The organism is Mucilaginibacter sp., from assembly GCF_039925265.1.
GTDB lineage: Bacteria > Bacteroidota > Bacteroidia > Sphingobacteriales > Sphingobacteriaceae > Mucilaginibacter.
The window spans coordinates 57,175-82,236 of the sequence record NZ_JBDSZG010000029.1 but is presented as its reverse complement, the minus strand read 5'-3'; the positions used below and the strand labels follow the sequence as shown (position 1 = coordinate 82,236).

Sequence of the window (25,062 nt, the reverse complement as noted above, 5' to 3'; positions counted from 1 at the left end):
TTAATAATTCATTATCCTGCTACAAGAGCCACATGCTTACTTCCATGCCCATGTGTTGCTGCTGTTAATCTTACAGCAAATTTACCGGCATAAGCTATTCTGTTAAGCCGCGAAAATCGTTATTCATTCTTTACAATTCAATAAGCTCACTCGTTTAACACCTTTTTTTTAAACCAGGCATGTGCTACGAGTATTCGTATTGATTTTTTTTGACCCATATAGTACCAAACCATGTTTAAAAATTACAAATCGTTATTAGCAATTATATTGCTATTCTTAACCCTGCAGCAGGCAAATGCCCAGTCTGTAAAAATAAGCGGTGTGGTGACCGCCAAGTCCGACGGGCAACCACTCCCCGGCGTTAGCATCGCTGTTAAAGGCTCAACAACCGGCACCCAAACAGATGTCCAGGGTAAATTCACCATCAACGCAAACGCAAATGATGTGTTACGGGTATCATACCTTGGTTTTACCACATTGGAGATCCCGGTAAGCAACAATAATGGCGGGGTTGTGCAAATTGTATTACAGGAAGCCGCCAATTCACTAAACGAAGTGGTGGTTACGGCGCTCAACATATCAAAGGATAAAAAGTCGCTGGGCTATGCCGTACAGGGCCTCAAGTCAAAAGATATCTCCGAAGCTAAAGAGAGCAACCTGATCAACGCGCTATCGGGCAAAATAGCCGGTGTACAAGTTACCGGCAGCCAGGGCGATATGGGTTCCTCCCGTATTGTTATCCGCGGCGAAACATCGGTATCGGGTAATAACCAGCCCTTGTTTGTAGTTGATGGTGTTATTGTAGATAACTCCCAGTTCCAGGGCACCAACGGTTCAAGGGATTTTGCGAATGCGATCTCCGATCTTAATTCCGAAGACATCGAATCTATCAGTGTGTTGAAAGGCCCCAATGCGGCTGCCCTATATGGGTACCGCGCTGCAGGTGGTGTGATCCTTATCAAAACTAAAACAGGTAAGGGGGCAAAAGGCTTAGGCATTACCATTAACTCCAATACTTCATTTGCCACGCTTAAAGTATTCCCGGATTATCAAAACGATTTTGGGCAGGGTTCTAACGGCAAATTCAGCTATGTTGATGGCAAAGGCGGCGGTGTTAATGATGGCGTTGACGAAAGCTGGGGGCCCGCGCTGGATGGCCGGTTGATACCGCAGTTCTTTTCAAACGGACAGCCTGCACCATTCGTGGCGCATCCAAATAACGTGCGCGACTTTTTCAATACTGGCGTTTCACTTAACAATGGTGTAGCACTGGCAGGTAGCAGCGACAAATTCGACTACAGGTTATCTTATAACAACCTGCACCAAACCGGTGTTGTGCCAAACTCATCGCAGGGCCGTAATTCATTCCTCCTGAACACCACATTCCGCCCTACTCCGAAGCTTACTATTACCACCATTGCCAATTATATAAAAGACGATGCAGATAACCTGCCGGGTGCCTACGGCAGGCGCGCTACCAGTACCATGCTGCAATTTACCTGGTTTGGCCGCCAGGTGGATGTTAACCAGCTAAAAAACTATCGCGATGCTAACGGCAATACTTTTAACTGGAATAACAGCTATTACAGCAACCCTTATTTTATTGCTTATGAAAACACGGTAGGCCAGCATAAAAACCGCATCATCGGTAGTGTGGAATTGAACTACAAGATAGTTGATGGCTTATCTGCCAATTTCCGCAGCGGTACCGATTATTATAACGACAGGCGTAAAATTAAAGTAGCGTACGGCACTAATGGTACGCCTTTGGGCTCGTATGAAGAAGACGCTTATACTGTTAATGAAACCAATACCGAGGGCCGTTTACAATACACTAAAAAGCTGAACAAAGACTTTTCGTTCGATGGATTTGTTGGTGGTAACATCAGCACTATCCTCAACGAGCAAAACGATCAGATAGCGCCGAAACTTGCTGTGGCCGGCCTATATACGTTGAGCAATTCGCGCGACCCGCTGGTCTCATCCAATTACTACGGTAAATTAAAAACCTATAGCTATTTCGCCTCGGCGCAGATTGGTTTCAGAAACTATGCATTTTTGAATCTAACTGGCCGTAACGATTGGTCTTCTACCTTACCGGCAGCCAATCTATCTTATTTCTACCCGTCGATAAACGGTAGTTTGGTGCTTTCTGAAGCGCTTGATCTGAAAAGTGATGTATTAAGTTATTTGAAACTTCGTGGCGGCTGGTCAAAAGTGGGAAAAGCAACTACGCCATACCAACTGATCAACACCTACAATTTCACCGCGCCATTCGGTACCAACCCACAGCAAAGCGCAGGAAGCATCAGTTTAAACCCCAATCTTAAGCCGGAAACCACTACGTCTGGCGAAGCTGGCTTCGAGGCAGGCATTCTGAATGACCGGATCAGGTTAGACGTGAGTGTTTACAACACCAACAGCGTTAACCAGATCTTAAATGTAGATGTAAGCCAAACCACCGGTTACAGCCAAAAATTAATAAATGGTGGCCGTATCAATAACAAAGGGCTGGAAGTGCAATTGGGGTTAACGCCTATAAAATCAAAGGATTTCACCTGGGATGTTACCGTTAATTACTCGCGCAACAAGAGCAAAGTGATCTCGCTTGATGATGATGGGCAGTTACAAAGCTATATTCTGGGCACTAACCGCACCGTGCAGGTATTAGCCGCTGTTGGCCAGCCATACGGCACATTATTTGGCAACGCTTATACACGCGATGCAGCCGGGCAAATCGTTATCGGAGCAAACGGAACACCTGTTATTAATCCAGCTAAACAATACTTAGGTAAATACACACCAGACTGGCTTGGAAGCATTAACAATAGTTTCAGCTATAAAGGTATCAACCTGAGTTTTCTGGTGGATGCACGCATCGGCGGGTCTATCTACTCAAACACAAACCGAACCGGTACTTATACAGGTGTTTTAGCCTCTACCCTTCCGGGACGCGGAACTGCTAATGGCGGTTTAACTTATTATTACCCGCAAAATAAAACCACAAACCCGGCTGTACAGATAAATGCTGGCGCAAGCGCTCCGGCTGGTGAAACTGTTTACGATGACGGGGTAATTTTTAAAGGCGTAAAAACCGATGGAACAGCTAACACTACCATTTTACCGGCGCAATCTTACTACAAGGGATTCACCAATGTTGACGAAGCATTTGTGTACAGCGCCTCTTATGTAAAACTGCGTGAAGTAAAAATTGGCTACACTTTGCCATCGCAATGGGTTAAAGGTATCGGGCTGCAATCAGCCACCGTGTCGTTAGTTGGTCGTAATCTGTGGATCATCCATAAAAATGTGCCAAATATCGATCCTGAGACAGCCTTTAATACAGGCAACGGCCAGGGACTGGAAGACCTCACCTTGCCAACTGTACGCAACATCGGCTTTAATGTTAACCTTAAATTCTAATGATCATGAAACTTAAATATACAACAATACTACTATCCGGGGTCTTATTACTAACGGTAAGCTCCTGCAAAAAAGATCTGGAGAAGATCAATACAAACCCCAATGCATCTCAAATTGCACAGCCTGATTACCTTTTGACCGCAGCCACCAAAGCCACTGCCGATACCTATTGGGGCACAGCCAATAATATGGACGCCAGTTTGCTGTTTGTGCAACATTGGGCAAAGATCCAGTACACCGATCCAGACAGGTACATTTATACCAATACGTCGTTCCAGGAGTTGTGGAGCGTGGGCTATGCCAAAAGCATCGTAAACCTTAACCAGATCATTAAACTCGCCGATGCGCAGGCTAACCCTAATTACAAGGGGGTTGCCCTGGTATTGCGTGCGTGGGTATTTACCTTATTAACTGATAACTACGGAGATATTCCGTATACCCAGGCTACTAACATCAGCCAATACTTAACCCCAACCTATGACAAGCAAAAAGATGTGTATTTTGCCCTGCTGGAAGATCTTAAAACCGCGCAGGCAGCACTAAATACCTCCGGAAAAGCGATTGCGGGTGACGTCATCTACAATAACAACATCTCATTGTGGAAGAAATTCACTAATTCCTTACGCCTGAGAATAGCCCTGAGGATAGCCGATCGCGAGCCTGAAAAAGCAAAGCAGGTTTTGGCCGACATCCAAGCTGAAGGCAGCGGGTATATTAGCGCGAATAGCGAGACTGCACAGTTGGGTTACCTTGCCTCGCCAAACCAAAACCCGATAAGCAACTTGTTTGATACCCGCGATGACTACCGCATCAGTAAAACTATTGTTGACAAATTATTTGCGTTAAATGACCCGCGCCTGCCTGTATTTGCCAGCAAAACGCAGGATGCTACGCCAAACACTTATGTTGGTATTCCAAACGGATTGCTGGTTGGCGATGCCAGTAACCTGGGTTTTACCAAAACATCTAAACCCGGCACCTACTTTTTGACACCCAACGCACCGGCTGTGATCATCAGCTATGCCGAAGTATTATTTGACCGCGCGGAAGCTGCCGCCCGTGGTTTTACCGCCGAAAACGCCGCCGACCTTTACACCCAGGCCGTTACCGCTTCTTTAAAACAATATGGTGTTACCGATGCTGCTATAGCCACCTATACGGCGCTTCCTGCCGTACAATATGATGCGGTAAACTTTAAAAAATCAATAGGTGAACAGAAATGGATAGCCTTGTTTGGGCAGGGATTGGAGGCCTTTGCCGAATGGCGCAGGTTAGATTACCCTCAGTTACAACCGGCAGTAGCCGGTACACTCAGTGGCAAAATACCACTGAGATTTATTTATCCGGGGACGGAACAATCGCTAAACGGAGCGAGTTATAAAGCAGCCGTCGCCAATCAGGGGGCGGATGTGCTAACTACCAAACTCTGGTTCGATGTAAATTAATACCAAAGGCCATGTGCAGTGCGCATGGCCTTTCCTTTTATCAAATAAATACCTATTTATCCGCCTAACCTCTTGGTTAATTGATGGCATTGACGTAGTTGGCCGGGTACAACATTCGAAACATGGTATAGGTTACCGATACCATAATAAAAGCGACAATTGCATCTATGGTGGCAGGAAAACCAAACACCGCCACTTTAGATAAAAAAGCGAAAATGATCTCGAAGAATATCCCGGCAAACACCCATTCTTTCAATCTCAACAGTTTATTCGGTGTTAAAAGAACAAGGATGAAACCGCACTGTTGTGTGGCAAGGGAGGACAGATAAAAAGTAGCTTTTAAAACCTTATCCACCTCACGTTTCTTTTGTTATCTGTTATTGCAATCTTACTTACGTGATTATTGATAGCTATAAACCTTGCTGACTGGGACAGAAACGAGTCGCCATAGTAAAACTCCTGGCGGGTGATGCGCCCGTCTTTGTAAGTTATAACAGCGCTTTTGTCCTGCGGTGAAACTTTTATGAGTTTTAATTTCGTATTCAGCGCAAAAAGTTTCAGCGGGCCTGCATGTTCGCTGGCTGCAAGCATATAGCTATTATTTTTACCCTGAAGTTTGATCAGCGCTTTACCATCACCCGGAAGGTACATGCCACTTTGTGTTATTTTTAGCGGCCTAAACCCACCTTTACCATTGCCCTTTAAAAACATTCCATTTAAGGCATCTGATTGCCCAATTGATACATCGGTACCAAAATCGTTACCATTAACTACCAGATCTATATTCCCATCGCTGTCGAAGTCATCTGCTGCCATACCGTTTAATGCAGAGATCTGTGCCTGCTCTGGCAAAGGTATTGCTGTAAACTTACCATTACCATCATTTCTAAAGTAGCACGAGCGTAATTCGGTTGCTTTAAGCCGCAATGCGCCAGCAAACTGTTCATCGCTAAACAGATCTTTCAAGGTAGCTTCGGCATAGCTGTGATAGTTTGTGAATTTTATTCTCAGGCTTATCATTTGCTTAAACGCATCATCGCGCACATTTGCCGGGTACTCTTGCATAGTGCCATCTTTTCCGGGGAGGTAAAGCGAGGTGAAGGCATCAAATCTGTCGCGTTTATCAAAATCTTTTGCTGTAATATAAACAGGCTGCTCTGTGCTCGCATGGTAAAATGTGTTAAGTCCTGCGTTGCCTACAATATAATCTATACGCCCTGTATGCCTAAAATCACCTGCCACAATAGAATTCCACCAACCGGGAATACCTGCCACACCACTTGTTGCCGTAGTGTTGATATACCGCCCGTTTTGATATTTTAAAAAGGTAAGCGGCATCCACTCACCTGCCAGTAAAAGATCGGTATTACCGTCATTGTCAAAATCGGTAAATATAGCATCGCACACCAGACCAATATTTTTTAATGCTGGGGCAACTTCAGCCGTAACATCAGTAAATTTTGTTACTCCGCCACGGCTATCATTCCTAAATATAAAACTACTTACCGGCTTTGGATATCGCCACGGTTCTACCCTGCCCGACACGAAAAGGTCTAATTTCCCATCTTGATTATAATCAAATGCTCTTACACAAAGTTTACTCGTAAAATTTTTGGGCAATGCATTTTGCTGTAAAGTAAACAGAGCTTTACCGTTGTTTATATATAGTTTATCCTCGTAATTACCAGAATTGGGTGCGGCGGTATATCCACCGCGGGCAATATAAATATCGAGCGCATTATCTCCGTTTGCATCAAATAAAAGCACTCCGCCATCCTGGTAAAATGCACTATTTTGAGCGGCAGCAACCAATGGCCTTTGTATGAATTTGCCGTTTGCTTGCTGAAGCAATAACTGCGCAGGTTGAGTAGAATTCCCGCCAATCACAATATCATCCGTTCCGTCGCTGTTTAGATCGCCCGCTGCCAAAGCCGGGCTATAGCCCGATAGCTTATGCGGCAATAATTTTTGAATGTTAAAATCTATCCTATCCGAATCTTTTTGTAAATAGTTAATAGCGCTTGCCGAAGTAATGTTGGTGAATATCGGCTTTACTATTTTGGCTTTCTGCGTTGGCACCATATCGCGGGCATCTGCGATATTTACCGTTACGGTTTGGTCTGCTTTTAGTTTCGTGATGAGCTGTTTTGCGCCATTCGGCCAAACAACTACGGCAGAATCGATCAATGAAACGCTGCCCAAACCAAATTGCGCCACTGGTTGTAAACTGGATAAATAGCCCCTGTAGGGATTATTCTCATAAACCTGCGTTAATCCCTTGCCGTAGTAAATATGTATAAAAGCGCCTATTCCATTCAGGTTTTGGCTACTTCCCTTAAATTTCACATTAAAAAAATGAGCGTCGTTTTTTTTGTCTTCGCCGGACGAGTTATGGTATACAAAAGCCTCATCATTAATATTATTGGTTATCAGGTCCAGTTTGCCATCGTTATTTAAATCGGAGTAAACGGCACCATTTGAAAACGAAACCGCAGTTAGGCCCCAGTGGCTGCTTTCATCAGTAAATTTTAATCCCTTGCTGTTTTTAAAAGCGTAATTATGAATTTTAACTTCCGGTATCTGTTTGATGATCTCTTTCTTTGTCGCGGTGAGATAAGGCCGGGAACGATAGGTCATAAAATCGTGATCCGTTACGTCCCTTGGGTAACCATTGGTTACGATGATATCTTTATAGCTGTCGTTATCAAAGTCAGCGATCAGGGGTGTCCAGCTCCAATCTGTCTGCGCAACCCCGCTCATAAAGCCGATCTCACTAAACACCGGGCTCCCAATAGAATCCTGCTCATTTATTCTCGGCCCCTGGTTTAGTTGCAGCGTATTGCGTACATATTGGTATTGATAGCCGTAGTGTTGAAAGTTTTGGATAGTTTGATAGCTACTGGGCATGAGCATCATTTTTTTCCGGTAGTTATCAGGCGGATTCATATCGAGTTCGAATACGTCGGCCAAACCGTCGTTATTAATGTCCTGAATATCCTGCCCCATGGCATTAAACGAGGTATGTTTAAAATACTCTTTCGACCTGTCGGTGAAAGTTCCATCATGATTGTTGATGTATAAGATATTGCTGGAGAGAAAATCATTGGTTACATAAATATCCTTCCACCCATCGAGGTTAATATCAGCTATGGAAGCGCCGTGCCCGTAACCCTCTATAGTTACACCTGCAGCATCAGAGACATCTTTGTAAACCCCATGACCTAATTTTCCGTCCCAATCGTTCTTATAAAGTTTACCCGTGCTTCTGCCGGAGCCATCCCTGCTAACCGGCCTGAAACTGTTGGGGTATTCAGACGGTTCGGGCCTGTTCACAGTTAAGTACATATCCAGGTCGCCATCATTGTCATAGTCAAAAAAACTGGCCATGGTGGAATGATACTGCATATCCAACCCGTAAGCTTTAGCTTCTTCTTTAAAAACAGGCACGCCTGCCTTATCCAGCCCCTGGTTTACGTATAGCAGGTTTTGCCTTTTAGATGGCTCATTAGATAGTGAATTGCAGACATAAATATCTGCCAACCCATCGTTATTAATGTCCACTACCGCAACACCTCTCCCCCAACGCCCGGAGCCGGTTACGCCGGCCGGTATTGTTACATCTTCAAACTTAAAATCACCCTTGTTAAGATAGAGCTTGTTGGAAACCATGTTCCCGGTAAAATAGATGTCTGCTAACCCGTCATTATTAAAATCGCCTACGCCTAGGCCTCCTCCATTATATATGTAGGCATTGTCTATTGGGTTAATGGAGTCATTTTCAGTTATCAGATTATTAAAATGAATGCCGGATTGTGCAGATGGCACCTGCTTAAACATAGTAGCCTTTCTACACCCTAAAAACAGCGAAGACAATAGCAGGTATAGGTAAATTTTCTTCATAAATGAGCTCATTTCAGGATATAAAAAAAACCGGAGACCGCTTTGGCCTCCGGTTGTAATATTACAAAAATCAATTAATACCCAGGATTTTGATGCCCGTTTATCTCCGGATTATTATCCAGTTCTGCAGTAGGAATTGGCAATAATTCGTCTCTGTTCGCTTTGAAATATGTTAATGGGTCTGTAGTGAAATAACCTTTTTTCCTCCATCGTAATATGTCTACGTTTCTTACTTGTTCGTCGGCCATTTCAACCATTTTTTCATGCATAATAGCTTTAGTTACATCGGCCTTAGATCCAACAGGAAACTGAGCGGTTGGGTAAAGTGGCATCGCAACACTTGGCCGTGCCCTTATTTGGTTTAAGTAGGCTACGGCAGCTGCGGTATTACCCAGTTCATTCTCGCACTCAGCGAGGTTTATCAATACTTCGGCATAGCGTAAAATGCGCTGATTATTGCCACCTGGGTGGAATGATGCGGCCGGCAGGCCTTCTTTATAAATGATCATGAATTTGCGGAAGCCTACCTTTTTTGTTACCCCGTTTACCACAGACGATTCGTTATTTTGATCGCTGGCGGTTAACACAGATGCGCCGTTGTTATATGAATCCCCGGTTTGATAAAACGAAAAAGAATACCTCGGGTCGGTTTTAGCGGCACCGGTAGCTGTATTTTCAAATTCATTCAGCAACCTGTTCGATGGGATCAGGTTCCTCCAGGCAATTGGGTTATACTCCTGGTTCCGCACAGTTGATTGTGCTTCGGTTGGGCTATCCCCACCCCAGTTAAAGCCGTTGTCGCCTTTATCAACATAAACCATTTCGAAAATCGATTCCGCGTTAAACTCAGTTTCTTCTTCAAAATTATCAAGAAAACGACTGGTTAACGAGTAACCATCAGCCCCTGATGTCTGTATTTTTAGCAAAGCAGCTTTTGCAGCGCCATAATCGCCATTTTGCATCAGCACCCTGCCCAATAAGGCATTGGCTGCTGCATTGGTGGCCCTGCCTTTATCAGTACCCGATTTGCCTGGTAATACGGCTGCAGCATCCTGCAAGTCTTTGATGATTAATGCGTACACATCCGCCACACTGGCTCTGGGCTGAAAGCCGGTTGGGCTTTTAACGGTAGTTGTATAGATGGGTACTGCGCCCCATTGGCTTACCAGATCGAAATAGGCCCATGCACGCAGGAATTTCGCTTCGCCTACTCTTCTATCTTTGATTGCCACATCGTCTGTTACGCTCGGGGCGTTGTCTAAAACAATATTCGCCCGGAAAATAACCTGGAACCAGCCATTCCATACAGAGTTTAACACGCTGTTTGTTGGATCGAAAGTACCGGCTAACATTTGCGCCCTTGGCACCTCTAACTGGCTTCCACCCGGTGACACCTCATCGCTTCGGAGATCATGTATAAAGAACCACTCCCTGGCCACAAGGTTAAGGCCCTGCGCGGATTTATAGACGGCGTTTACGCCTTTAGTAAGTTCGGTTGCGTTTTTATAGTATTGATCGGTTGTTACCGCATTAACATTACTCGTATCAAGGTCGCTTTTCTTGCAGGAGTAAGTGGTGGCCATTACCAGAAGTATAGAGGATGCAGACCAGATATAAAATTTTTTATTTTTCATAATTTATAAAATTATTAGTGAATACTGATTAAAAAGTTGCCTGAATACCGAATTGGAATGATCTTGGCGACGGGTACTGTCCGTAATCTATTCCGTTAGTTAGTGTTCCGTTTTTAGATCCCACTTCAGGGTCGAGGCCAGAATACTTGGTGAACGTAAGCAGGTTTTGCGAAGAAACGTATAGCCTCAATTTGCTTAAGCCATTGCTGGTTTTTGATTTAAGCCATGATGAAGGCACGTTATAACCTATGATCGCATTTTTTAAGCGCAAGTAAGAACCGTCTTCAATCCAACGCGTAGATGGCCTAACGTTTCCATTAGGATCGCCTTTGGCAGCTCTTGGGATATCTGTACTGGTATTTGTCGGCGTCCAGGCGTTCAAAACATTTACACCTGCATTGAACAAACGTGGCATACCTTCCAAAATAATCCTTTCGGCATTAAAGATCTTATTGCCTTGTACGCCCTGGAAAAAGATGCTTAGATCGAAGTTTTTATAACTTGCCGCATAATTTAAAGAGTAGGTGAACTTAGGAAGATAGCTGCCGATGAAAGTACGGTCGCCATCATTAATGATGTGGTCACCATTGATGTCTTTAAATTTTATGTCGCCGGGTTGAGCGCCGGGTTGCGTTGCATGGGCACTTACTTCGCCCGCATTTTGAAAGATGCCTTCTACAACATAGCCATAGAATGATTGAATAGACTGACCTGCAATAGTATTGGTAATAGGGCCACCGCCACCAAAATCTGCATCGCCACCAGCAGTAATAGATGCAGTTGGGCTGTTAAGCTGAAGTACCTTATTCCTAACTACACTAAATAAACCGGTAACATCCCATTTAAAATCTCCTTTATTTTGATGATAACCGATAGTTAGCTCTAAACCTTTGTTTTCTAATGATGCCACGTTAGCAACCGTTCCCGCACCTCCAAAACCAAAGCTTAGCGGTGTTGGTACGTTTATTATTAACTTGTCCATCTTCCTTTTATATAACTCAGCAGATACGGTTACCTTGTTCTCAAAAAGCCCAAGGTCTACCCCAATGTTTGTTTGTTTGGTAGTTTCCCAAGCCAGCTGAAGATTGGTTAAGCCATTATAAAAGGAGGCATTCCCAAGATCTGAAAGCGAGTTGCCAAAAGGATAAGTTGCCTGGTTGCTGGATATAGCCTGTAAGTACGGATAAGGGCCTAATGCGGTACCGTTTACGCCGGTAACGCCATAACCACCGCGTAACTTTAATTCTGTTATAGCGGTAACATCTTTAAGGAAGCTTTCTCTGTCTACTTTCCATCCGGCAGAAACAGCGGGGAAATTTTGATACTTGTGGCCTGGGGCCCAAACAGATAAACCATCGCGACGCACAGATCCGGAAATGAAGTACTTGCCGTCAAAATCGTAAGCAAGCCTGCCAACCATCGAAACGAGCAAGGTTTTATCGGTTGTATAGTTGGTAAACAGGTTAGTGGCACCATTCAATGATTTAACCGCATTGGTTGACTGGTTGCCACTGGAAGACTGGTTTGAGTTATTTGTACCCTGGCTTTCATATACGGCTACGCCTGATACGTGGTGTTTGTCGAACGTTTTATCGAAGGCAAGTTGTTGCGAATACAACGTGGTTGTGCCAGATCCACGACTTTTATTAATTGTGGCAGTTGGCGAACTCAATGTTCCGCCATCGTTGTATATCGGGGTGTACTGTTCGTTAAGATTTGAGCCGTAATCCAAACCGTATGTAGAAGTAAATTTCAACCAATCGGTGAATTTCAATGTCATGAAAGCATTACCGCGGATGTTGAAGCCGTTGTTATAATTTTGGTTGATCAGCGCCGCCTCAACCGGGTTGGTAGGATCGGATCCATCAAAACTATTTAACGGCCCCTGGAAGCCTCCTGGGTTATTTGGATTATAAACCGGGATATATGGCAGCATCCGTATTACGTTGGTTAAAGCAGTACGGTTTCCCGCAGGTATATCAAAACGCTGATGAGAAACCGAAGCGTTAAATGTTTCTCCAAATGTTAAAAACGAGCGGATTTTATGGTCCGAGTTCATCCGGAAGTTTTTCCGGTTAAAATCTAACCCTTGCGCAATACCTTTTTGCGCGAAATAGCCAGCAGAGGTGTAAAAATGAGAGTTCTCATTTCCCCCGCTAATGGCAACAGAATGTTGTTGCAACAATTGGTTGTTTCTGAAATACTCGTCTTGCCAGTCGGTATTAGTTTGGGCAAAAGTTTGAGAAGCACCTGCATAAATTGGTTGATTGAAATTTGCCGACTCCAACCTTGGTGGCACTCCCGATCCGGCATTCAATGCACGCTCATACTGAAGGTACTGGCCTGTGTTTAACAAATCGAATCTTTTGATTACGCTTTGTACGCCTACATACGAATCAAAATCTATTTGCACCTTTCCGCTGGTGCCTTTTTTAGTTGTAACGATAATTACACCGTTGGTAGCCCTCGATCCATAAATTGCCGCCGCGCTCGCATCCTTCAATACGTCGATTGACTGGATGTCTTTAGGGTCGATACCTCCAATGCCACCAGGAAATCCGTCAACAATATAAAGTGGGTCTGAGCCGAAACTAATAGAGCTGTTACCGCGGATAGCCACAATTGGCGCACTACCCGGTGAGCCGTTATTGGTAACCGAAAGACCGGCAACCCTTCCTTGTAAAGCCTGGTCGAGACCACCTACCGGAAGTTGCGTAAGAGTTTTTCCGCTTACGGATGATATGGCACCGGTTACAGCTGCACGTTTCTGCGTTCCGTAACCAACTACTACAACTTCGTTAAGTGATTTGGTATCAGGCCTTAGCTGAACATTAATTACCGCCCGGCCGTTAATCTCAACATCAGTTGAAATATACCCAAGAAAACTAAAAACCAACGTGCCGCTTTCGTTTGGCACAACGATTTTGTAGTTACCGTTTGGGTCTGTTGCTATTCCGGTTGTGGTACCCTTAAGCCTTACTATTGCTCCTGGAATACCATTTCCTGATTCATCTGTAATGCGTCCGGTAATGGTAAACGCATTGTAGAATTTCACCGCCGCGCCAGCTGGTGAATTTTTGGAATTAGATAATGAAGCAAAAGCGCTCGTTAATGTAAAAATACCAAACAACGTTATTAATAACGTTGCCCGTATGCAGTGATTAAGTAAAAGTTTTCTTTTCATAATTTGGTTAAAATTTAAAATTGGATAAGTCATTTTTGGGATTGTTGGTAATGCATTTCCCAATTCTGAAGAATGATATCCCGGATCATCTTCAGTAGATCTTTAATAGTAACTGGTTTTTCTCATGTCGATTTTGTTAATGGTTATTTAAATTATATTGGTTTTCTTAATTGCAAATCGTTTTAAAGTACCGCGAGATCGCAACTCAGCTTTTAAGTTACATCCGTTGATTTTCTATACTCCAATCAATTAGTTTATGCCGCTCCTCACCTGTTAATTACCTTTCATTTTTAAAAAAGCAATCGATTGCAAGTTTATTGCCGCAAAACACTACTTGTTAAATTGACTATTCAGCTTTTGTTATTGATTAAGCAAATTGGTTTTACACTTCGTCGAACTTTCTGAGAAGCCGACCGATAGTAACAGTAAAATTACGTTGCCGCGAAAAGAGGAGGTGCAATTTTTTGCCACATTTAGACAACATTTGTTCAGTACTATGGTAAAATAGTATGGTTCCCTCTTCATATAACCAATGAGCAATACAGATCCGGTTTAATCTATATCATTCATTTACAAAATGTTGCGTTTTAATTTAAACTGTAACGCAACAAACTAACGCCTATTTAGGACATTACTTCCTAATACTTTTCAGGCATAGGACATCCCTGCGAAAACGGCTCCTTTAAAAAAGCTCATTTTTTGATTATATTGCTGTAGATGCAAAGGAACACCCGCATCCCGGCCATTGCATATAAACCAAAAAGGCATTTTATTAAATTTAGAGTAGTGATTTATATAGTGCCGATTGATGATCGGTTAATCCTGATATAGGAAATGAAAAAACAACAGTTCCGTTTATTGGTAATTGAAGACGATGATGACTTGCGCGCTTATATAGTAGATGGCCTGTGCCAAACCTACCAGGTATTTTATGCAGCTAATGGCCAGGAAGGTTGGGATAAGGTGCTGTCGTGCCAGCCAAATTTGATAATTACTGACGTCAAATTACCCTTGATAGACGGAATAAGGTTGACTAAAATGATAAAATCTGATAAAAGAACTCATCATTTACCGGTGATCTTATTAACCGCGCTCAATCGCGAGGAAGATCAAATTAAAGGGCTAAACTCGGGTGCCAATGATTATCTTATCAAGCCCTGTAACTTCGATATTCTGAATCTTAAGATAAGGAACTTACTGGCCCTGAACGACATGTTTAAAAACACTTACAGTAAACGGATAGTGGTTATACCGCGTGAGATAAACATAAAAACAAGCGGAGAAGAATTTCTTATCAGCGCAGCGAGCTATATTGAAACAAACATTAAAAGCCACAAACTAAGCGTAGCAGGGTTAAGCGCGCATTTTGGAAGAAGCCGCGTAGCGCTTTATAACCGCATCTTCGAGCTTACCGGTAAGCCCCCTGTTGAATTTATAAAATCGTATAAGCTGGAAAAGGCAGCCGGCCTGTTAACCAAAAGTAATATCGCCGTAGCGCAAGTTGCCTTAGAGGCCGGTTTTGCTACGGCTCATTATTTTTCAAAATCGTTTAAAATTAAATTTGGGATACTACCTTCAGAGTACCGGACTGCACATTTAAACCCGGCCAATAATAACGGAAGTCAAAATTAAAGCCTCTTATTTTATGCCGGTAATCGGATAGCCTAATAACGCAAGCATCTTTTCGCCATACCTTTTCCCTATCATCCTGTAACCTTCGGCGGTAAAATGCAGCTTATCAGCATTTGCGGGGCAACCACTCGAAGAAATAACATACGAATTGGGAAGCAAATTTGGCAGCCTGGCAATTATACTGTTCATACTAGCACATTTGCCACCCTGATCTGCATTAACCAATTCACCAACAAGCAAAGGCACCTTTTTTGCTTTCAGATGCAGGTCATGCAAAAGGTTGGTGTATACCCCCTTAACTTTCTGTGTCCACAAACTATCATTTGTGTTCGATTCTCCCTGGTGTAGCAAAACGCCTTTAATTACACCATATTTCTTAGCCAGGCTGGCCATCTCCACTAAATGTCCATACGGGTTTCCGTCATATTCCTTAATCATATTTGCCATCCACGAGGGTACCGTGGGAACATAAGTCTGGTAACTATCTTTTTCAAACAATTCTATTCGGCAGCCCGCTACCGAAACATTTATGATTCCAATTTTTATCTTCTCCGGTAAATTAGCAATCATCGTTCTGCCGAAATAATCTGCAGGTGTGAGGCCGGTGTTGCAGCGGGCCAGCGGCGGAACTGCCGTGTACCAGTTACCCTTGGTTCTACCCAGGACAGGGCAATCAACCGTTTCAAAAACATGGAACCGTTTGTCCACTGTTGTATCCTGCGGCTCAATCCTGGCATTTCCTTCCATATTGGACTGGCCGAAGCATAAAAAAATATAAAAATCCTTATCCTGCGCGAAACAGTTAAGGGTAGAGAGAACGAAGATACTACTGAGAATAAAACGAAAACTGATTTTCATATATAGCTCTTAACCTTTTAAAACCAATTGAGAATTAATTAACAACCACGTTAACAGGTCTTTACAAACACTGCAAAATCAAACTATATTGGCTTAAAAAGCTGCTGTGAAAACATATATAAGCCATTTTTCCAAACCTTAAAATCATGTACACCAGGCTCGATATAGTAAACATGCGGCACACCTTTTTCGGCCAGGTATTCGTGGGTGCGTTTGCTGAACGAAAGTAAGCCATCGCTTTCACCGCATGAGATCCAAAGTAATTTCAGCTGTTTTTTGGTGGCTTCCGGGTCGGGCACCAATTCTTCGGGCTTTTTAGTGTTTGGGGCAGCCGAGAAAGCTCCTACCCATGCAAATTTATCCAGGTTACCTAAACCAAAATTAAGGGATTGCCCTCCGCCCATCGATAGTCCCGCAATAGCACGATGCTCCCTGTCTTTCAACACCGGAAATTCACGCTCAACAAAGGGTATCAAATCATTTAACAAGTCCTTTTCGAAAGTTGCAAAGGCAGCTACTTTGTCGGGAGCCATAACATTACCGGTGGCACGGTCATCTTTCATCGCCCTGCCGTTAGGCAATACAACAATCATAGGAACTACCTTGCCCTGGCTGTAAAGGTTATCCAGTATAACTTGCGGCGTGCCCCCGTTGAGCCACTCTTTTTCATCGCCGCCAATGCCATGCAAAAGATATAACACAGGATATTTATTTTCTTTCGAGAAGCCCGGCGGCGTGTAGACCAGTGCCTTGCGGCTATTCCCAACGGTTTTTGAATTGTAGTTGATGGTGTCAATTTTCCCATGAGGGATATCGGCGCGCACAACATCAAAACCTGGCTGCGACTGTTTTACAATCTCCTGTTGAGCAAAAGTGGAAGACGCGAACAACAAGGCTGCCACAAAGCACAGCGCCCGTTTAATTAGTATTAACTTTTTCATATTCGTTTATTGTAATTCTTTTTTGAAGTGAATGGTTAGTTAATTTGCGGTTTTATAAGTTGATATTTTCCGCTGAGGTGCATCAGGCTGAAAACATACAGCAAGCCATCATAATATGGGTCAAAATACCCATCATCATAAGGCTCGAGTTTGGAGTTCCATAATGCATGCACAAAATCGAGGCTCGCTTTATCGTTATTCATTATGGAGGCAGAAGCGGCAGTAGCTACCAGGCCAAGAGAGTGCCTTAACTTCTCGACGCTCCCGGCCTTTAATATAAATTCCGGGCGCGAACCATCGAGGTTAAACTGGTCCTCAAAGGTATTGATGCCCTTTGATCTAAGAAAGCCTTGAAAGCGTTTGGAATATTGCTCCTGCCACTTTTTATCTTTCCCAAACCACACGTAATCCATGGTGATATTCATCGGCACCCGCCAGGAGTCGTACCTAAAACCGGGCGGCATCCAGGGGGTTGCATGTGGCTTACCACTAAATTCGGTATAATCTGAATTCAAAACGGTTACAGAGTCGCAGGCCCTATGAAAAAAGACCCTCGAGGTATCTGCGCAGTCCCTGTAAAACTGCTCGTGCCCGTCCCTGGCGTACAAGGCCCAGGCTTCATAAAACGCGGGGAGATGATAGGATGGATCGGTCCATTTGTAGTTATTTCCCTCTGGGACAAAGGTTATTTGCTTATGCTCAGTATTAATTAAGTTGTAAATGTTACCTGTGCCATCCTTTTTCCACATAGCATCCAATATCCGGCGCGCTTCCTGATAATAATTGATTCCGGTGTTATTCCCCCAACGGTTTGATGCAAACAAAAGGCTGGTGATGTAATATAACTCCCCATCTGAAGCAGAACCCGGAGAATTACGTTTCATCGTCGCCGTGTTTATGCTCCAGGCAAAGTAAGCTTCCCTTGGGCCGTCCTGATGTTGCAGGTACTTTTTAGACCACCGCCATATCCGGTCAAACACTTCTTTTTTATTTAGCTGCACGGCTATCATCATTCCATAAGAGAGCCCCTCTGTCCTGGCATCATGGTTTTTAATATCGGATACATAACCCATTGTGTCCCCTACTTTAAAAAAAACACGTTGGGGACCTTCAAATACGTCATAATAAGCCTTCGCAACTTTTTTATCGATATCGACCTGGCTATACCCAGCTTCGCGGAAAAGATTAACAGACACACCGGGACTCCTGCTTTTAATTCTATTAGCCTGCTTTTTATTTTGGCCAAGAACCAAACCCGGTAACAGGGCTATACAGAACAATAAAGTCAACAATTTTTTCATACTTATGGCTGCTATTTGGTTGAAAACTTAATACTCTTAATAAATGTGTTATTGGGCTGCCCCGGCGGGAGTTTTATGAATAGATCGTGCTGCCCGGTGGCGGCTTTTATGGATTTTGTAAACACCTTCCACTTGCTTGGACCGGTGGCAGTAAAAGGTATTTTCGCTACAAGCTTTCCTTTTAAATCATCCAGCCACACCTCTATATACCCGTTTTTAGTAGAAGAAACGGCTACGTCAACTGCTGATGGAGCTACGGCCCCTAATTCTACTCCTGAGATCATCATCCATCCCCCAGGGGCCGATGTATTGGTTACTACTTTGCCCGATTTAGAATCAACCAAGTTTACGCCAAAATAATTGCTATATCCTGCTGCCGGTAACGCAGATAACCCATCTTTACAAATAAAGAAGTCGAAATCTGCGGGTTTACCTTCGGCGAACAACCCAACACTGGTACCCACCCACGAATTAAAATTAGGCTGCGCCTTATCAAGGTTTACCGCGCTAATTGGCTGACCCACCTTCACCCATTTCTTTCCGTCGCTGCTGTAAAAGGCAGTTAGCAGGTGTTGTTCCCGTACCAGCTTTAACCATACGCTGTTCCCAGCCAGGTTTGCAACAGCGCGTGTCGCGGTGTCTAACTTAAATATGATCTTTTTTCCGTTTTCGTATCCGGAAGATAAGCTTGCAAATACTTTCTGATTGCCATTGGTTAAGTAAATCCCCGCCTTGGCATCTGGTGTAGCCGCGTTTGACGAAACTCTGGTAACTACGGAATAAAAATGGTCCGTTTCTTTTTGCATCAAGTGGGTTCGGTTAGTATCTGGCGTGAGCCTCACCCATCCTTTTTTCGCTGTTAAGGAATAGCTGTTGGATGCTTTTTTCGTCAGAAAATGCCACCATGGCCCGAGTTCATCGTCATTAAAGTAATCCGTCTTGACACTTCGCCACGGAATGCTGGATTTTGGCAGTGCTGGCATCAGGATAGGTTTAGAAGTTGGTGCCACTCCCCAGGGCCTGTCCCCCTCCCATATTACCTGGTATAAAGCGGTTTGACGGCCGGTGCCCGACCAGTCGTTACCATTGTATTTTTCGTAACTCTGCCCTATCGTCCACCACGTTCCGTCTGAAAGCTGAAATGGTGCTGCAATATGGTTGGGACGGCGAAAGCCCGCTAACGAGTCGGTTATCGGTTTAAAAAACTCACCAAGCCTTTCCCATTTAGTGGAATCTGCTGTTAACGCTGTGCCCCTCAGCACATATTGCCCGCCAGACACGTCGCCTGCTGGAAAATAATAGTAGTACCCATTACGTTTACCCATCACCGGGCCTTCGGCCCAACTGTATTGCAATTTGGCGTTTATCCAGTCCATGTTTATCACAGTCCCGATTAACTGGCCGTCTTCGCCCAAACCTTGGATACGGTTTACTTTTTGCCCGTCTTTAATAACCATGTAGGGCTTGCCATCGTCATCAACAAAAATGGAGTTATCGTAGCCCAGGTTGCCTGTGGTTGGGTTTGAATTTACCTTTACAGGAACAGACCATGGGCCAGCCGGCGAACTGGCCTTGCAAAACCACTGGCCACCGGCAGAAAAATAGATCCAGTACGAACCGTAGAAATAAGTAATAGCCCCCTGCCATATCCCGGCCGAGGGGCGATCTGTTACCCAAACCGCCTTTGATGATGGCAAAACCCTGCTGATCACTTCCCAGTGTACAAGGTCGGTTGAATGGTAGATAGGCAAGTACGGGTTAAAGTGAAAGGTTGAACCGCAATAATAAAAATCGTTACCTACCTTGAGTAAGGTGGGGTCCGGGTGATCACCGGGTAAAACAGGGTTAACGTAAGTTTTAACGGAGGAGAAAAAAGCGGAAGAATCGGCTGTTGCCCTATTTTGCGCCTGCAAATTTACGCTACAACTCAACAGCGCAATGGCGTAGAAAAAAAACTTATAGAGATGCCTCATATTGGGGTGTTAATCATTAATAGTTATCAAGAAAAGGGTTTCGAAAAAGATTAACCAGCGAAGCAGTACTACCCTTAAAACCACACTGGCGATGCCTTAACCAGATGTTCTATCATCAAATTTTCAAGCGTGACTATATAATGGCTTGCGCCAAAACATAACTGGTTCTCGCTTTTATTTGGATCTTTAATCGGGTTAAAATCTTCTTGAACTGTTCAAAATTATCCATAGCAATATGTTTTGAGTAACACTATTTACCATGTTAGTGCAAGGAATGTATAATTTGGACGTTACAACGGCTTTTAGGACCGTGTGAAGATTACGACAAGAGGTACGCAAACGGATGCTGCTTTAAATATGTAAGAGTTGGCCAGATGCACGTCCAAAGTTTACGGCGCCGGGCGGTATTAGGAATTTGCGGTGTTGTTGGTTAAAGCCTATTTATACAGCACTTTTGTCTAATGATGTCTCTTCTTTTAATTCCGTTTTCCGGTATTCCGACGGAAGGATATCAAACTTATTTTTAAACGACTTAGAAAAATAGTGAGGTGTGCCAAAACCCGCCTCGTAAGCGATCTGCGAAACGGTCATATCGCTTTTTAGCAATAAAAAAGCGGCTCTGTCAAGTTTATACGACCTGATAAACTCCACCGGAGGCTGGCCCGTGAGCGCGAAGATCTTATTATAAAGTGCCCCCCTGCTCATGCCGAGATGATCGCTTAGCTCCACCACAGAGAATTTAGGATTAGTGAGGTTTTTTTCGAGATAGGCGATCACGTTACTCAGAAACTTTTCTCCGCTCGACTCAACTTCCACGCCATCCGGTGTTACTTTAAGTTGCTTGGAATAAGTGGTTTTTAACAACGCATTCTGGATCAACAAATTTTTGATCTTTACGTTTAGTATCTCAAAATTGAGCGGTTTGGTGAGGTAATCGTTAGCGCCGGTCTCTAACCCCAACAACTGCTGCCTGTCGCCGGTAAGCGCAGTAAGTAAAATCACCGGTATGTGACAGGTTCTTTTGTCTGCCTTTATTTTGGTGGTTAACGAGATGCCATCCATATAGGGCATGCTGATATCGCTTACCACCAGATCCGGGTGGAATGACAGAACCTTTTCCCATCCTTCTTTACCATCTGCTGCCTGGTCTACTTTGAAGTTTCGTTTCAAATTATCGCGGATGTAAAATCGCAATTCCTCATTATCTTCAATAATAAGTACACGTAATTTTAAAACACCTTGCTTTTTTCTTTCGTCTGCTAAATCATCTTCCGGCCCATCAATGTTATCGAATTCTCCCACCGTTGGAATTACTTCTTCTGTAGATAACTGATGCTCGAACGTTTTTAAATTTAACGTTACCGTAAAAATGGAGCCGCTACCCGGCTTGCTATCAACCGCGATTGTTCCGTGGTGCATTTCTACAAATTCTTTGGCAATCGACAGCCCGATACCGCTTCCCTGGTTTAGGCCGCCCGACAAGTCACCGACCTGGAAAAAACGCTTAAAAATGAGGTTTACATTCTCTTTTTCAATTCCGATACCAGAGTCTGTTACTTTGATCATGAGCGACACTACTGGTTCAGAGCCTTCTGTAGCAGCTTGAAGCACCTCCACATTTACCTTTCCGCGCGGAGGCGTAAACTTAAACGCATTAGAAAGCAAGTTGAAAAGCATACGCTCAATTTTATCGCCGTCGAACTTCACGAAAAGCGGATGGGATAAACCCTCGTAACTCAATTGGATGTTTTTAGATTCGGAGAGGTCTTGAAAAGAATCAACTACGTCCTTTATAAAAGATGTGATCTCGCCATCACTGAGGCATAATTTCAATTCTTGCTCTTCCAGCTTGCGGAAGTCTAACATTTGATCCACAAGATTTAATAACCTGCGGCTGTTTCTTTTTATAACGGCCAGTTGTTTAGCGGTTTGATGGTCGTTTTGTTGCGCCAGTAGTTTATCCGTAGGTGCCATGATAAGCGAAATAGGTGTGCGAAATTCGTGACCAAGATTGGTCACAAACTTTACTTTCATCATATCTACTTCGTGCATATCCTCGGCAATCTTTCTCTCCTGTTCTATCGCGATTTGTCGTTTAACTTTTTTAATACCCAAATGGCGAATAAACAGCAAGCTCCCCAATATCACCATCAGGTAAGTAGCATAAGCATACCAGGTCATCCAGAAGGGTGCGCGGATAACGATGCGTATTTGCGCACCCTCATTGTTCCATACCCCGTTATTGTTAGCTGCTTTAACCATAAAGGTGTAGTCGCCAGGATTTAGATTTGTAAAATATGCTGTGGTGTTAGCTCCAACATAGTTCCAGTCTGCGTTAAATCCTACAAGTTTATAGGCATAGCTATTTTGTTGCGGAATGGTAAAGTTTATAGCGTTATAACTCAACGAGAAATCTTGCTTGTAATTAAGTCTGATCACTTTTGATACCGCGATACTGTTTTCAATCGGAGCATCTTTCCCCGGGCTTACATTTCTATTATCAGCCTGAAGCCCTGTTAAAAATACGGGGGGAGCATTTTTATTAAGTTTCACATCATGCGCGGGGTCAAAATAATTAAGCCCTTCTCCCCCGCCAAAAAACAGCCAGCCTTTTGAACTCCTCAATCCGGAGCCATTATAAAATGCAGCCCTCTGCAGCCCATTGCATTGCGAATAATTGGTGAACTTTTTTTCCCGCCTGTTAAAGCTCGAGATACCTTTGTTTGTGCTCACCCAAATGTTACCCTGCTCATCTTCCAGTATTTTATGGATCACGTTATTTGAGAGCCCCTCGCGGTCGCCATAAAAGCTTATTTTTTTTGTGGTTTTATCGTAACAAAATAAACCATCGCCCCCGGTCCCTATCCATATCCTTCCAAGGTGATCTTCCAACAAACTAAAAACCCGGTCTATCGCTACCCCCGTAGTGGCAAAATTCAACAAACTGAATTTTTGAGTTTTTTGATCTAATACGGCTATGCCGGTTCCGATAGACCCGATCCACAAATTCCCTTCACGGTCTTCTTCAATAACCCTGATATACCCATTTAGCGGCAGGCTTTTTTGGTCGGATCCGCTGGGTGAACTGCTATTGTTGTATTTTTGAAATTCCTTTGTTTCAGGGTTGAATTTATTTAGCCCGTTTCCGTTGGTTCCAACCCACATATTGCCACGGCTATCCTGTTTTAAAGCGAATATTTCGTTGCTGTTTATCTCTGATGCACTCTTACCTGCTTTTAACTGTTTGTAGCTACCTGTTTTAGTGTCGAAAACAAATATGCCATTTTGGAAAGTGCCAATCCAAAGCTGTTGCCGGCCATCCAGCGCCATACACAGGATGGGTAAGCCCGCAGAGTTTATTTTCTCTTTTGGCTTGATGTCAAAATGGGTAAATAATTTGCTTTTTATGTCGAATAAATTAAGCCCGCCGCCATCTGTACCAACATATATATTACCTCCATTACCTTCCACAATAGATGATACAACCGGAGCGCTCAAGCTTTTAGGATCGTACCCGTTATTTTGTTTCAGATTGAATAGCGTAAGGCTCTTATCGTATTTATTTATTCCTCCTTCATAAGTACCCAACCAATAAATACCATTCCTATCTAAATATAAACACCGGATGGATTTGCTGTTTATACTAAATAATTCGCGGTCGTCGTGTTTAAAGCGGCTTACATTGCCCGACTGCATATCCATAATATCCAATCCGCCTTCCGTCCCTATCCATAATTGGTTTCCATCGGCTACTGCGACACTATAGATCAAATTCCCGCTTAAGGTTTGATTATTTACGGGACTATATTTAAAGTTTTTAAACGTTTTCAAGTCCGGTGCCAGGCAACTTAATCCATTAGAAGTACCAATCCAAATTTTACCGTCATCAGCTTCGGTAACCGTATTAACTTTATCAAATGCAAGGCTATTGGGGTTACTGTTAGCATGCGTAAAAGTGGAGAGCTTGCCCGACCGGCTGTCGTATAAGTGCAGGCCGGTTCCTGTGCCTATCCAAATTCTGTTTGCTTTATCTTTATATAAACAGAAGATATTCCCGGAGACCTGGCCTCCCTTTGATTGTTTTGAGGGCAAAAATCGCGAGGCTTTTTTTGTTTCAAGATCCAGTATTGTAACTCCGTCGATAGTTCCAAGCCATAACCTTCCCAAAGAATCACTGCATATGGATAGGATGTATTGGTTAGCTACAGAGCCGGGGTTATTAAGGACGGAATAAGCTATAAACTGGTCTTTTAATTTATCATAAAAGTAAAGGCCACCACCCATGCTACCCACCCAAATTCGGCCCGATTTGTCTTTATATAATGAAGTTGTCTCCTTTGCCTGGATAGTTACCGGATTGCCTGTGCTGAAACCATAGCCTTTTACGTCCCGCCCGTTATACCTATCAACGCCCTCGGGAGTTGCAAACCACATATAGCCGTCATCATCTTTTAAAATACTATTAACCGTATTTGATGACAAGCCATCCCTGGAAGTTACCGCTGTAAATTTTATTTCCTGAGCATTTGCATTGCCCACAAAAACAAATAAAAAAAAGGCCCAAAAGCGCAGTTTAACCCCTTGCAGCATTTTCACTAATCTACTTAAAAACAAGGGGGTATAAGTTATTTCCATACTACTTGCAGACAGATTTAGGTTAACATCGCAAATGGATCAAAATACCAATTGCAAATATTGCCCAAAGATAATTCCATTCTAAGTAAGCTCACCATAAAGAATTATAGCCTATTCAAAGACAGCCTATTCAATT

General features: G+C 43.5%; 12 protein-coding genes. 3 read left to right on the top strand and 9 right to left on the bottom strand.

The window, feature by feature from the left end; all coding sequences use genetic code 11:
- Positions 1–231 precede the first annotated feature (231 nt).
- Positions 232–3,423: a SusC/RagA family TonB-linked outer membrane protein gene (locus ABIX36_RS13675; RefSeq protein ID WP_348082725.1), complete on the top strand. Its 3,192-nt coding sequence runs from the start codon at positions 232–234 to the stop codon at positions 3,421–3,423.
- Positions 3,424–3,428: 5 nt separating this feature from the next.
- Complete coding sequence (locus ABIX36_RS13670; RefSeq protein ID WP_348082724.1) at positions 3,429–4,868, top strand: SusD/RagB family nutrient-binding outer membrane lipoprotein; 1,440 nt, start codon at positions 3,429–3,431, stop codon at positions 4,866–4,868.
- 76 nt (positions 4,869–4,944) lie between these two features.
- Here ABIX36_RS13670 and ABIX36_RS13665 read toward each other — a convergent pair whose 3' ends face one another.
- The 4 genes from ABIX36_RS13665 to ABIX36_RS13650 all read right to left on the bottom strand — a co-directional run bounded on the left by ABIX36_RS13665 (position 4,945) and on the right by ABIX36_RS13650 (position 13,586).
- Complete coding sequence (locus ABIX36_RS13665) at positions 4,945–5,130, bottom strand: hypothetical protein (protein WP_348082723.1); 186 nt, start codon at positions 5,128–5,130, stop codon at positions 4,945–4,947.
- Positions 5,131–5,207: 77 nt separating this feature from the next.
- The gene (locus ABIX36_RS13660) at positions 5,208–8,768 is read right to left on the bottom strand and encodes a VCBS repeat-containing protein (RefSeq protein WP_348082722.1); all 3,561 of its coding nucleotides are present in this window, start codon (positions 8,766–8,768) and stop codon (positions 5,208–5,210) included.
- Between the two features lie 74 nt (positions 8,769–8,842).
- The gene (locus ABIX36_RS13655) at positions 8,843–10,402 is read right to left on the bottom strand and encodes a RagB/SusD family nutrient uptake outer membrane protein (RefSeq protein WP_348082721.1); all 1,560 of its coding nucleotides are present in this window, start codon (positions 10,400–10,402) and stop codon (positions 8,843–8,845) included.
- A 28-nt stretch (positions 10,403–10,430) separates the two neighbouring features.
- Positions 10,431–13,586, bottom strand: coding sequence for a TonB-dependent receptor (locus tag ABIX36_RS13650; protein ID WP_348082720.1), 3,156 nt, complete (start codon positions 13,584–13,586; stop codon positions 10,431–10,433).
- Between the two features lie 834 nt (positions 13,587–14,420).
- On the opposite strand from ABIX36_RS13650, the gene ABIX36_RS13645 reads away from it, so the two are divergent.
- Entirely contained in the window at positions 14,421–15,218 is a 798-nt protein-coding gene (locus ABIX36_RS13645) for a response regulator (protein WP_348082719.1), read from the top strand.
- 6 nt (positions 15,219–15,224) lie between these two features.
- Here the strand turns inward: ABIX36_RS13645 and ABIX36_RS13640 are convergent, their stop codons facing one another.
- The 5 genes from ABIX36_RS13640 to ABIX36_RS13620 all read right to left on the bottom strand — a co-directional run bounded on the left by ABIX36_RS13640 (position 15,225) and on the right by ABIX36_RS13620 (position 24,926).
- Positions 15,225–16,076 (bottom strand): sialate O-acetylesterase, encoded by an 852-nt coding sequence (locus ABIX36_RS13640; RefSeq protein WP_348082718.1) that lies wholly within the window; start codon positions 16,074–16,076, stop codon positions 15,225–15,227.
- An 83-nt stretch (positions 16,077–16,159) separates the two neighbouring features.
- Entirely contained in the window at positions 16,160–17,017 is an 858-nt protein-coding gene (locus tag ABIX36_RS13635) for an alpha/beta hydrolase-fold protein (protein WP_348082717.1), read from the bottom strand.
- Between the two features lie 35 nt (positions 17,018–17,052).
- The gene (locus tag ABIX36_RS13630) at positions 17,053–18,213 is read right to left on the bottom strand and encodes a glycosyl hydrolase family 8 (protein WP_348082716.1); all 1,161 of its coding nucleotides are present in this window, start codon (positions 18,211–18,213) and stop codon (positions 17,053–17,055) included.
- 116 nt (positions 18,214–18,329) lie between these two features.
- On the bottom strand, positions 18,330–20,291 hold the full coding sequence (locus ABIX36_RS13625) for a family 43 glycosylhydrolase (RefSeq protein WP_348082715.1): 1,962 nt from the start codon (positions 20,289–20,291) through the stop codon (positions 18,330–18,332).
- Positions 20,292–20,732: 441 nt separating this feature from the next.
- On the bottom strand, positions 20,733–24,926 hold the full coding sequence (locus ABIX36_RS13620; RefSeq protein WP_348082714.1) for a two-component regulator propeller domain-containing protein: 4,194 nt from the start codon (positions 24,924–24,926) through the stop codon (positions 20,733–20,735).
- Between the last annotated feature and the right edge of the window lie 136 nt (positions 24,927–25,062).